General features: G+C 53.7%; 11 protein-coding genes. 3 read left to right on the top strand and 8 right to left on the bottom strand.

Going from position 1 to position 11,477, the window contains the following annotated elements:
- Positions 1-31 precede the first annotated feature (31 nt).
- Both gyrB and QE270_RS08010 read left to right on the top strand, forming a co-directional pair.
- A complete protein-coding gene (gene gyrB, locus QE270_RS08005; protein WP_300037749.1) occupies positions 32-2,611 on the top strand; it encodes a DNA topoisomerase (ATP-hydrolyzing) subunit B in 2,580 nt (859 codons plus the stop codon).
- A gap of 125 nt (positions 2,612-2,736) precedes the next feature.
- Entirely contained in the window at positions 2,737-3,102 is a 366-nt protein-coding gene (locus tag QE270_RS08010; RefSeq protein WP_300037751.1) for a septal ring lytic transglycosylase RlpA family protein, read from the top strand.
- Here QE270_RS08010 and QE270_RS08015 read toward each other — a convergent pair.
- Positions 3,099-3,821, bottom strand: a complete 723-nt coding sequence (locus QE270_RS08015; RefSeq protein ID WP_300037754.1) for a folate-binding protein — start codon at positions 3,819-3,821, stop codon at positions 3,099-3,101. The two genes, QE270_RS08010 and QE270_RS08015, sit on opposite strands and share 4 nt — an antisense overlap.
- Positions 3,822-3,859: 38 nt before the next feature.
- Here QE270_RS08015 and pyrC point away from each other — a divergent pair, with 38 nt between their 5' ends.
- Entirely contained in the window at positions 3,860-4,903 is a 1,044-nt protein-coding gene (pyrC, locus tag QE270_RS08020; RefSeq protein WP_300037756.1) for a dihydroorotase, read from the top strand.
- Here pyrC and rarD read toward each other — a convergent pair.
- From rarD to rpsM, 7 genes are all read right to left on the bottom strand, one after another.
- Positions 4,900-5,796, bottom strand: coding sequence for an EamA family transporter RarD (rarD, locus tag QE270_RS08025; protein ID WP_300037759.1), 897 nt, complete (start codon positions 5,794-5,796; stop codon positions 4,900-4,902). The genes pyrC and rarD overlap by 4 nt on opposite strands.
- Before the next feature lie 243 nt (positions 5,797-6,039).
- Entirely contained in the window at positions 6,040-6,630 is a 591-nt protein-coding gene (locus QE270_RS08030; protein WP_300037761.1) for a hypothetical protein, read from the bottom strand.
- A gap of 125 nt (positions 6,631-6,755) precedes the next feature.
- On the bottom strand, positions 6,756-8,912 hold the full coding sequence (locus QE270_RS08035) for a prolyl oligopeptidase family serine peptidase (protein WP_300037764.1): 2,157 nt from the start codon (positions 8,910-8,912) through the stop codon (positions 6,756-6,758).
- A 247-nt stretch (positions 8,913-9,159) separates the two neighbouring features.
- Entirely contained in the window at positions 9,160-9,573 is a 414-nt protein-coding gene (gene rplQ / locus QE270_RS08040) for a 50S ribosomal protein L17 (RefSeq protein WP_300037767.1), read from the bottom strand.
- 114 nt (positions 9,574-9,687) lie between these two features.
- Entirely contained in the window at positions 9,688-10,749 is a 1,062-nt protein-coding gene (locus QE270_RS08045; protein WP_300037770.1) for a DNA-directed RNA polymerase subunit alpha, read from the bottom strand.
- 100 nt (positions 10,750-10,849) lie between these two features.
- Entirely contained in the window at positions 10,850-11,239 is a 390-nt protein-coding gene (rpsK, locus tag QE270_RS08050; RefSeq protein WP_125229604.1) for a 30S ribosomal protein S11, read from the bottom strand.
- Between the two features lie 57 nt (positions 11,240-11,296).
- Positions 11,297-11,477 (bottom strand): 30S ribosomal protein S13 (rpsM, locus tag QE270_RS08055; protein WP_300037774.1); only part of this gene is annotated, 181 nt, incomplete at its 5' end.

Raw genomic sequence — 11,477 nt, forward strand, 5'->3', positions numbered from 1 at the left:
GGTTTTCAGGGTTCCGGCCTATGGTCAAGGTATGACTGAAGAAACACCGGAAAACCCGCAATATAACCCCACTGCAGACAGTGCAGAAAACCCCAACCAGAACGAATATGGTGCCGACAGTATTAAGGTTCTGAAGGGTCTCGACGCGGTTCGTAAACGGCCCGGGATGTATATCGGCGATACGGACGACGGCAGCGGCCTTCATCATATGGTGTTTGAGGTCTCTGATAACGCTATCGATGAGGCATTGGCCGGACATTGCGATCTGGTGCTCATTGAACTGAACCCCGATGGTTCGGTTTCTGTAGAAGATAATGGCCGCGGTATTCCGACGGGCATGCACAAGGAAGAAGGCGTTTCGGCGGCAGAAGTCATCATGACTCAGTTGCACGCAGGCGGCAAGTTTGAGAACACATCGGACGACAACGCCTATAAGGTGTCCGGCGGCTTGCACGGCGTCGGCGTTTCGGTGGTCAATGCGCTGTCCGAATATCTGGAACTGACCATCTGGCGTGAGGGCAAAGAGCATTGGATGCGTTTTGAGCATGGCGATGCCGTGGGCCCTCTGGTGGTTCGGGATGATGCGCCTGTGGTCGATGGCAAGCCCAAAAAGGGAACGCGCGTGACCTTCATGGCGTCGACCAACACGTTCAAAAACGTACTCGAATTTGACTTCGACAAGCTTGAGCATCGGTATCGCGAATTGGCATTCCTGAACTCCGGCGTCCGCATATTGCTGCGCGACAACCGGCATTCCGATGTCAAAGAACATGATCTGTATTATGTCGGTGGCATCGGCGCGTTCGTGCAATATCTTGATCGCAACAAGGTGGCTTTACTGTCAGAGCCTATTACGATTAGGTCGCAGCGCGATGGCATCGCCATTGACGTCGCGCTCGAATGGAACGACAGCTATTACGAAAACGTGTTGTGCTTCACAAACAACATACCGCAGCGTGACGGCGGTACCCATTTGGCGGCATTTCGCTCCGCGCTGACCCGCACCCTCAACAATTATGCCGAAAAATCAGGCGTGTTGAAAAAAGAGAAGGTCACTTTGACCGGTGACGACATGCGCGAAGGCCTAACCGCCATCGTGTCGGTCAAGCTACCTGATCCAAAATTCTCGTCGCAAACCAAAGACAAGTTGGTCTCATCCGAAGTGCGCCAACCGCTGGAAAGCTTGATGGCTGACCGGATGAGCGAGTGGCTTGAGGAAAATCCTGGCCATGCGCGCACCGTCATCCAAAAGGTGATTGATGCCGCCGCCGCGCGCGAAGCCGCCCGCAAGGCACGTGAAGCCAGCCGCAAATCGGTAATGAGCGTTGCGTCCCTGCCCGGCAAACTCGCCGACTGCCAAGAAAAAGACCCGGCCAAGTCCGAACTGTTCCTGGTCGAGGGTGACTCTGCAGGTGGATCAGCCAAGCAAGGCCGCGACCGCCATTATCAAGCCATTTTGCCCCTTAAGGGTAAAATCTTGAACGTCGAACGCGCACGCTTTGACCGGATGCTCTCTTCAAAAGAAGTCGGCACGCTCATTCAAGCCATGGGCACCGGCATTGGCCGTGAAGATTTCAACATCGAGAAGCTGCGTTACCACAAGATTGTGATTATGACCGACGCCGACGTCGACGGTTCCCATATCCGCACCTTATTGCTGACTTTTTTCTATCGGCAGATGCCCGAGATTATCGAAAACGGACATCTCTTCATTGCGCAGCCACCATTGTACAAAGTGGCAAAGGGCCGCAGTGAAATATATGTAAAGGACGACAAGGCACTCGACGACCATTTGGCAGAGCTTGGCCTTGGCGGTGTTGTTTTGGAAGGCGCTGGTGGCCAGCGTGCTGGAGCCGATCTGGGCGCGCTGGTTGACCACGCGCGGCGTATGCGCAGCCTTATGGCGTTTGTACCACGTCGGTATGACCCCACAATTGTCGAAGCTATGGCGTTAACGGGCGCGCTTGATCCCGAAGCGACAGACAGGACTGCTGCTGTTGCCAAAGCGGCTGCATGGATGGCAGCACAAGATGTCGAAGGTAAATGGTCCGGTCGCCTGTCCGAAGACGGTGGCTATCATTTTAAACGCCTCTGGCGCGGCGTCACCGATCATCATATCATCGAAGCCGCATTCCTGATGTCAGCGGAAGCGCGCAAATTGCACAAGCTGGCGAGCGAAGAGACCGCAAGCTACGAGACGCCAGCGCGGCTGGTTAAGGTCACTGCTGCGTCCGCCGCCGAAGCTATCGACGAAGTGGACAGCGATGAAGAGGCAGGCGAGGCCGTTGGCGATCAGGCCAAGCGTGCAACGACTGCAGTTAGCGTCGGCAACAAGGGTGCGATTACCCGTCCGTCCGAACTGCTTGATGCTATTTTGGTGGCAGGTCGCAAGGGACTGTCGATTTCCCGGTACAAAGGTCTTGGCGAAATGAACGCTGAGCAATTGTGGGAAACCACACTTGATCCCGATCACCGCTCGCTATTGCGCGTTGAGATTGACCAAGCCGATCTTGCCGACGATATTTTTACCAAATTGATGGGTGAGGTTGTGGAGCCGCGGCGCGATTTCATTGTCGAAAACGCCCTGAATGTCGCCAATCTAGATGTTTAAGCGACGGTATTTCGGACGGTATCTGCCTTAAGATTTCGGGCAGCCGTAAAGATTGGGCAACACGTCGCTTGACCATTGGACAGGTGTAACAGACAGAATATGCAGTGTTCCTCGGGGGGGGATATATGGGCAATCGTAGTTTTTTCGTGATGGCTTTGTTAGCTCTGCCAGTATTGGCGCAAGCCGGCGACCGCCGAGTAGAGATTGGTACAGGCATCGCCAGCTATTATGGTTCTGAGCTGAGTGGCAACCGAACAGCCAGTGGCGAAACCTTTAATCCTAATGCAATGACAGCAGCGCATCGAACCTTGTCATTCGGTAGCCTTGTAGCCGTGACCAACTTGGCCAATGGTCAAGAAGTGATCGTTCGCATCAATGATCGCGGCCCTTGGGGCAAATCACGCATTATGGATGTGTCCTACGCAGCCGCGAAACAACTTGGCATGCACCGCAGCGGTACCGCAAAAGTTAAGCTCGAACTGCTAGACTAACCAATCGCAGCACGTTGCCATTCCGGCAGGTCCAGCGCCGTCATATCCTCTACACGGCGTAACTCAACCGACAGACCAAGTTCAGGATAGGCGCAGCGTTGACGGCTAATGTCCGCTTTTTCCAAAGGTACCACCACCAGCCGCCGATTGACTTTTTGTCGCCAATTCATGCGCGCGGTATTTTCCTGCCCGACATAGCATCCCTTTGTGAAGGACACGCCATTCAGCTCGGCTGCATTTGCCTCAAGCCATAAGGTTTGCTCGCTTCCAAGCTCCGCCAAGCCCTCAGGGATGCCAAGCCCAAGACGATGTTCGCGGTATGCAGCGCTCACATCCACATCATCCGCCGATGGCGTTCCCAGAAATCGTTCGCCCAACTCAGCATGGCGCGGGTCGCCGCTGCCTTCTGCACTCCAATACACGGCGGTTTCGGGGTCCACCGCAATCGCAATCTTCCGCCGCAGCCGGTACATCGACAGCCGCCGAATAAGCGCATCTGTTTGCGCGCTCTCACAATCGATCAGCACATCGTCGGCATCGGCCCATAAAAGAAAATCAAACAATGCCTTGCCTTGCGGACTTAAAAGGCCCGCCCATGAGGGCATGTCTGATGCTGTATCCTGCGTGACCAAACCCTGCAAAAATTGCCGTACGTCCTCTCCAGCTTCCGTCGGTGACAGGCGGATGATATGACGATCAAAAAGACGGGTGTTTCTCATAGGTGACAGATAGGGGGGTGGACGCTTAAAGGGAAGACATGACCGACCAGACGATTCTTACCATCCGCCGGCCCGATGACTGGCATGTTCATTTGCGCGACGGTGCAGTAATGCGCAGCGTGGTGCCTTACACCGCAAACCAATTTGCGCGGGCAATAGTGATGCCCAACCTGTCACCGCCCGTGACCACGGTTGAGGCCGGCGCCGCCTACCGCGACCGGATCGTAGCCGCCGTTCCGCAAGGCATTAGCTTTACGCCGCTCATCACCGCCTATTTGACCGATGCAACAGATGGGCACGAGCTGGCACGCGGTTTTGCCGAAGGCGTGTTTACTGCCGCCAAATTATACCCAGCGCACGCAACCACCGGAAGCGCGCATGGCGTCACCAATGTGGCAAACATCATGCCTGCGCTTGAACATATGGCGCGCGTTGGCATGCCGTTGCTCATCCATGGCGAGGTGACCGATTCGCATGTTGACATATTTGACCGTGAGGCGGTGTTTATAGAGCAGACACTTTCGAAACTGGTGCGCGACCTGCCCGAACTTCGGATAGTCTTTGAACATATCACCACCGCCGACGCTGTCGCATTTGTTGATGCGGGGAGCGATAACATTGCCGCCACCATCACGCCGCAACATTTGCACATCAACCGCAATGCTATGTTTGCAGGCGGCATTCGCCCGCATGCATATTGCTTACCAGTGGCCAAGCGCGAAGTGCATCGGCTTGCCTTACGCAAGGCAGCTAAATCAGGCAGCGCCAAATATTTCCTTGGCACCGACAGCGCGCCTCATGACAAAGCCGCAAAGGAAAGCGCGTGTGGATGCGCCGGCATTTTCAACGCACCATTCGCCATGGAAAGCTATGCTGCAGTGTTTGACGAAGAGGGCGCGCTGGACCGACTTGAAGCATTTGCGTCAGAAAATGGCCCGCGTTTTTATCGCCTGCCGCTCAATGAAGACCGCGTGACGTTGGAGCGCGTCGACACGGCTGTTCCAGAGCTGCTTGCGCTTGAAGGTGTATCAGTCGTGCCATTTCACGCAGGTGAGACCCTAGGCTGGCGTTTTAGGGCTTAGGCTTTGGCTGCACGATAGGTCTTGATCGCATCGGCGCAGAAAATAGCGATGCTGGTCCATATGAGCACAAAGCAAGTAAGTTTGGTCGTGCTCAGCGGCTCGCCATAAGCATACACGCCCAGTAAAAACGCAATCGACGGCGCTATATACTGCACGAAACCAAGGCTGGCATAACTCATCCGCCGCGCCGCCGTCGCAAACATGAGCAGCGGAACCGCTGTTATAACGCCTGCTAGGATCAACAAGCCAGACGTCGTCAGGTCATCTCCAAAGCCACCCGTCCCTGCCTGTGCATACCAGAACACAGCGCCAAGCGCCAAAGGCGCAAGCAAGGTCGTTTCAATCGCAAGGCCCGGCACAGAGCCGACCGGCGTAACCTTTCGGATCAAGCCATAAAGGCCAAAGCTGAAGGCCAGTGAAACCAACACCCATAAAGTATCAAGCGCATCACCAATCAGGATAGCAACGCCAATAGCGGCGACGGCGACCGCCGCCATCTGTAGCGGACGAAGACGCTCTCCCAAAAATAGGCGGCCCAAAAGGACATTCACCAACGGGTTCAAATAATAACCAAGGCTGGCGGCCAGTATGTGATCGGTGGACACGGCCCAAATATAAATGAGCCAGTTGATCGCAATCAGCGTCGCGGAGGCGAACAAGTTTCGCAAATGTGCCCGATGTCGAAAAATGCCAGCATATTCGCTCAGCTGCTTACGCAATCCCATGATTACCAATAGTAATGGTATGGACCACAAAATCCGCTGCGCCACTATTGCGATGGGCGGGACATGGCTTAACAGTTTAAAATATACCGGGACAAAGCCCCAGATGAGATAAGCCGAGATAGCATAAGGCAAGCCATTTGGCCGCGCTGTTTCCGATTTGTCTGCCATGATGTTTGCCATAGACGGGCTGTGGCTAGTTTTTAAGGCGGTAGCAAGTCGCCTCCGTTCAGTGCTGCCGTTGGGGGGCGCTTACCGGTCGCGGAGACAGGGCCTTGGGGGAATCCTAGGTGCGGTAAGTGGTGCGTTGTTGGGCCGCGAAATCGATCACTGCAAATGATCGCTGCCCTCTGACACGACAAGAGGCTCGGTCTTTCCCAAACCGAGCCTCTCTGCCCCACTATCTTTTAAGGTTTAGCGCCACTGGTCCAACCCACTGTAATCGACGCCCACGACGCGGCCACGTTCGACCGTACAGGTGAACCGACCCTTGTTATATCCGCGCCCATAAGTGCTGCGATCATAACGGTCATATTGGTTATTACGGTAGCCCTGCTTGTAACGATCTGCGCCATAGCCATCGTTATAATCCCGGTCCCGCTGACTATCTTGAACAACGAGATTGCCAATGACGCGATAACCAAAACGCGTCCGCTGTATGTCCCGCACTTGAGTTACCTCGGAGCGGCGATACCCGTTTGACCAGCGTTCAACGGTGTTAATGCACCTGTTTACAGCCGCGCGGCTATTTCCGCCGCGATCGTCATAATTATAACCCGGCCGATTATATTCATAATTGTCGCCGTCATTATTACGGTTGTTTTTGCCGGCAGACAACAAAGCAGCCAAACCGCCAATCACAACGGCGCCGGCAATAACTTCGCCAGCACTTACGCTATCGCGATGACGGTCGTATCGTTCCCTTGCCTGAGCGGGCACAGCGACACTTACCAAAGCTGCGGCAGCAGCCCCAGCGCTAAGCAAGCTTTTGGTTAAAATGTTCATCTTCAGTCTCCTTATTCGGCGCAGATATTTCCTGCCGGTGGAGAACAATTAGCCGCATCAAATTGACCGAATGCTGAATTGACTTGTCAGCATCCGTTCATGTAAATTGCACTTTTTATGAACAACTATTCGGCAAGTTTCAAGCCGGTCCATTTGGCAAGAAACGCGTAAATGTATGAATATTCCTCAATAACCTTGTCCGTCGGCTTACCGGAACCGTGACCAGCACGGCTTTCAATGCGAATGATTTTTGGTTTGCTGCCCGTATCCGCCGCTTGAAGGGCGGAAATATATTTGAAGCTATGTCCGGGAACCACGCGGTCGTCGGTGTCGGCAGTCGACACAATAACGGCCGGATATGCGACACCTGATTTAATGTTGTGATAGGGTGAATAGGTCATCTGCATTTTGAAATCGGCTTCTTTGCTTGGGTAGCCATAATCATCGACCCAGTAACGACCCGCCGTGAACCTATCAAAGCGCACCATATCCATCACGCCCACGGCAGCATGTCCCGCCGCAAACAAATCGGGGCGCTGGTTCAAGGACGCGCCGATGAGCAAACCGCCGTTGGAGCGACCTTCAATTGCAATTTTTCCCTTAGCTGAAATGCCCGACGCGATCAGATATTCCGCTGCGGCCGCGAAATCATCAAAGACGTTCTGCTTGTTCATCAGGCGTCCCGCGTCATGCCATGGCTTCCCATATTCACCGCCTCCGCGAATATTGGCGAGCGCAAAAACGCCACCCGACTGAAGCCAAGCCATCCGCGTTGGTGAATAAGTTGGCGTCTGCGAAATGTTGAACCCGCCGTAAGAATACAACAAAGTCGGCGCGCCTTGGGACAAATCGAGATCCTTTTTGTGGACCACGAACATCGGAATTTTTGTACCGTCCTTCGAAGGGTAAAATATTTGGGCCACGCTATAATCTTGCGGGTCAAAGCTCAACTTTGGCTGGGCAAAAACTGTCGAAACACCGGTGTCGCTGTTGAAACGATACACAGCACCCGGTTGATTGAAGCTTGAAAAGCCGAAAAATGTCTCCGGATCACCCGGCGTCCCGGAAAAACCACTGGCGGTGCCAATAGCGTTAAGCTTTATTTCCTGCACGGGCTTGCCGGCAAGATCCGTCATCAGCGCCATTGATTTGGCGTCCTTGATATAGGACAGAATAAGTCGGTTGCCGACAATCTGTGTGCGAGACAGCGTCTCTTCACGCTCTGGGATGACGTCCACGAACACGGGCGTCTTCGCTCCCAGGTCGACCGTGACAACCTTCAGCTTTGGAGCATCCTTGTTGGTGGTGAACCACAAGATGTTACCCATCCCTTCGATGAGCCCCCAGTCATACTCAAGGCCCGTGACCAAAGGCTGCGCCTTCCAGGTTGGTTTTTTGCCGAGCAGCATCACATGCAATTCGTATTTCTCATCCGTGCCGGACGAAGTCGTGATCACTGCCCATTTGCCATCATGGGTAACCTGCGCACTATATCCATATTCAGGCTTATCCGGCGTTGCGTAAACCGCTTTGTCTTCAGACTGTGGCGTCCCGATTTTATGATAATATACGGTCTGATTGTAATTCAGTTGCTGGAATGCCGCACCTTTTTTTGGCTCGGCAAAGCGCGAATAAAGAAATCCGTCATTACCCACCCAGCTTATGTTGGTGAATTTCGCCCATTTGATTTCGTCTGGCAACACTTTGCCGGTAGCGGAGTCAATCACCTTAAGCGTGCGCCAGTCCGACCCACCGTCCTGAATGGAATACGCCAACAACGTGCCGTTCTTTGAAGGCACCCAACTATCAAGCGCAGTTGCGCCGTCCTTTGCCCAACTGTTCGGATCAATTAAAACACGATCTGCACCCTTCAGCCCTTTACGGACATAGAGCACCGATTGGTTTTGCAGGCCGTCATTTTTTGTGAAGAAATAATAGCCGCCCGCTTTTTCGGGAAGGCCGAAGCGTTCATAATCAAACAGCTTCTTCATGCGTTCGCCGAGAATTTTCTTGCCTGGTAATGTTTCAAGATACGCGTCCGTAACTGCGTTTTGGGCCTTCACCCAATCGGCAACCTCAGGGTTCACACGGACGTCATCCTCAAGCCAGCGATAGGGATCCTCAACCTTCACCCCAAATTGCTCGTCGACAACATTTACAGTTTTGGTTTTTGGATAGATCAGCTTGACCGAGACATTCGTGTTCGCAGCATCTTCGGCGCCGGCCATGGACGACACTGGCGTCAACATGATGGCTGCTCCAAGCAAAATTGCACTTCGCATAAAATCATTTCCTCAACTCTCAATTCTTTGAATCGAGAGTAAAGCGTCAGCGAGATAACGCCAACCATATTGCGCGCCGCCCGACAGTTTATATTGGAGCTTCGTCGAATGATTTGGCTTGTGTCATACAAATATGTGATGCTGAACAAGGGGCAAGTCATCGTCGCAACGCAACAGCCTGAGCCAAATAAAAAGGGCGGCATCGTTTCAGATGCCGCCCTTCCAAAGCTTGTTATGCGAGACGCGTTTACTCGCCGTCGTCGATGACGTCGACTGGACCGCTGTCTTGGCCTTTGGCATCAACATTGCGGTCAACGAGTTCAATGACGCCCATTGGCGCAGCATCCGAACCACGGAAACCAGCCTTGATCACACGGCTGTAACCGCCGCTACGGTCGGCATAACGCGTCGCCAGTTCGTCAAACAGTTTCACGAGTTGCGTATCATCCATCAAACGGCTCATCGCGAGGCGACGGTTGGACAGGCCACCCTTTTTCGCAAGCGTAATCAGCTTTTCGATATAGGGACGCAATTCCTTTGCCTTTGGCAGAGTTGTCTTGATTTGCTCATGCTTGATGAGCGAAGCCGCCATGTTGCGAAGCATCGCAGTACGGTGCGACGTGGTACGCTGCAGCTTACGGTGGCCAACTTTATGGCGCATATTTCATTCCTTCGTTCGTAGGGGGGCCGTATCAGGTACCCCAATCCTGGCCGGTTAAGGGCGGCCGTTTTGCCCTTTTTGCTGGGCCCAAGCGCTGCTCGGGACCAGAAATATTTAACCGAGCAGCTCTTGTTCGAGCTTCTTAGCCATTTCTTCGATATTTTCTGGCGGCCATCCGGGGATGTCCATGCCAAGGCGCAGGCCCATGGACGACAATACTTCCTTAATTTCGTTCAGCGACTTGCGGCCAAAATTAGGCGTACGCAACATTTCGGCTTCGCTCTTTTGAACGAGGTCACCAATGTAAATGATGTTGTCGTTCTTGAGGCAATTTGCGCTGCGAACCGACAGCTCCAATTCGTCGACCTTCTTGAGAAGATACCGGTTGAGTTGGTTTGCATCCGATTCTTCGGAAGAAGCCGACGGTGCAGCCATGCCGATCATCGGCGAAGATGCGGCCATCGAATCTTCGAAATGGACGAACACTTGCAACTGATCCTGAAGGATGCGTGCAGCATATGCCACGGCATCTTCGGGGGTTACAGTGCCATCGGTTTCAATGGTCAGCGAAAGCTTATCATAGTCTAATTCTTGACCGATGCGGGCATTGTCGACCTTGTACGCAACCTGCCGTACAGGTGAATACAGGCTATCGACAGGGATCAGGCCGATTGGCGCATCCGCAGGACGGTTAGCGACGGCGGGAACATAGCCCTTACCGCTGTCAGCCGTGATTTCCATGTTCAACGTCGCACCATCATCAAGATGGCAGATGATGAGATCAGGGTTCATCACTTGGATGTCACCCGACACGGCGATGTCGCCTGCGGTTACGGCGCCTGGGCCGGTTGCCGAAAGTTGAAGACGCTTTGGACCTTCGCCCTCCATCTTCAACGCGACCTGCTTGATGTTCAGAACAATGTCAGTGACATCTTCACGCACGCCAGCAAGCGACGAAAATTCATGCAATACGTTTTCGACCTTGATCGAAGTGATCGCTGCGCCCTGCAACGATGAGAGCAAAACGCGACGAAGCGCGTTGCCAAGCGTTAAGCCAAAGCCACGCTCCAACGGCTCAGCAACAAAAGTAGCCTTACGCTTCGCATCGCTACCTGACTTCAGTTCAAGTGCGTTGGGCTTTTTCAGTTCCTGCCAGTTCTTGATATTGACGGACATGGATTTCCCCTTGGGTTTTGCAAAACCGGCAATTTGGTGCACCGTGCCGGCTCGCGGGTAAAAGAAGGAACGACTGGTCAGCCGCCCCTGAAACGAATTCTTAGACGCGTCGACGCTTGGAAGGACGAACGCCATTGTGCGGTATAGATGTCACGTCGCGAATTGAGGTGATGGTGAAACCAACGGCCTGCAAAGCGCGTAACGCCGATTCGCGACCCGAACCCGGGCCCTTAACTTCCACTTCCAACGTCCGAACACCATGTTCAGCAGCCTTCTTGCCGGCGTCTTCTGCGGCCACCTGAGCTGCGTAAGGCGTCGACTTGCGACTACCTTTAAAACCCATGGTTCCTGCGGAAGACCAGCTGATTGCGTTGCCCTGGGCATCGGTAATCGTGATCATAGTATTGTTGAAGCTGGCATTGACGTGCGCGACGCCTGCCGAAATATTTTTACGCTCCCGCTTTTTAATGCGCTGTGGTTCGCGTGCCATATAATGTGTATCCTATTCGAAAATGCGAAGAAAAAATAATCAGGCCAAGGCCCGTGATTACTTCTTCTTGCCCGCGATTGCCTTGGACTTGCCCTTGCGGGTGCGCGCATTGGTATGCGTACGCTGGCCACGGACTGGAAGGCCCTTACGGTGGCGAAGGCCACGGTAGCAGGCGAGATCCATCAAACGCTTGATGTTCATCGATGTGGTGCGGCGAAGATCGCCTTCTACGGTGTAG

Source organism: Sphingorhabdus sp. (genome assembly GCF_029865925.1).
In the GTDB taxonomy this organism is placed as follows: domain Bacteria; phylum Pseudomonadota; class Alphaproteobacteria; order Sphingomonadales; family Sphingomonadaceae; genus Sphingorhabdus_B.

What these genes read in the sequence shown, in the direction of transcription:
- gyrB (WP_300037749.1), top strand. Translation starts at nt 32, where the DNA reads ATGACTGAAGAAACACCGGAAAACCCGCAATATAACCCCACTGCAGAC.
- QE270_RS08010 (WP_300037751.1), top strand. Translation starts at nt 2,737, where the DNA reads ATGGGCAATCGTAGTTTTTTCGTGATGGCTTTGTTAGCTCTGCCAGTA.
- QE270_RS08015 (WP_300037754.1), bottom strand. Translation starts at nt 3,821, where the DNA reads ATGAGAAACACCCGTCTTTTTGATCGTCATATCATCCGCCTGTCACCG.
- pyrC (WP_300037756.1), top strand. Translation starts at nt 3,860, where the DNA reads ATGACCGACCAGACGATTCTTACCATCCGCCGGCCCGATGACTGGCAT.
- rarD (WP_300037759.1), bottom strand. Translation starts at nt 5,796, where the DNA reads ATGGCAGACAAATCGGAAACAGCGCGGCCAAATGGCTTGCCTTATGCT.
- QE270_RS08030 (WP_300037761.1), bottom strand. Translation starts at nt 6,630, where the DNA reads ATGAACATTTTAACCAAAAGCTTGCTTAGCGCTGGGGCTGCTGCCGCA.
- QE270_RS08035 (WP_300037764.1), bottom strand. Translation starts at nt 8,912, where the DNA reads ATGCGAAGTGCAATTTTGCTTGGAGCAGCCATCATGTTGACGCCAGTG.
- rplQ (WP_300037767.1), bottom strand. Translation starts at nt 9,573, where the DNA reads ATGCGCCATAAAGTTGGCCACCGTAAGCTGCAGCGTACCACGTCGCAC.
- QE270_RS08045 (WP_300037770.1), bottom strand. Translation starts at nt 10,749, where the DNA reads ATGTCCGTCAATATCAAGAACTGGCAGGAACTGAAAAAGCCCAACGCA.
- rpsK (WP_125229604.1), bottom strand. Translation starts at nt 11,239, where the DNA reads ATGGCACGCGAACCACAGCGCATTAAAAAGCGGGAGCGTAAAAATATT.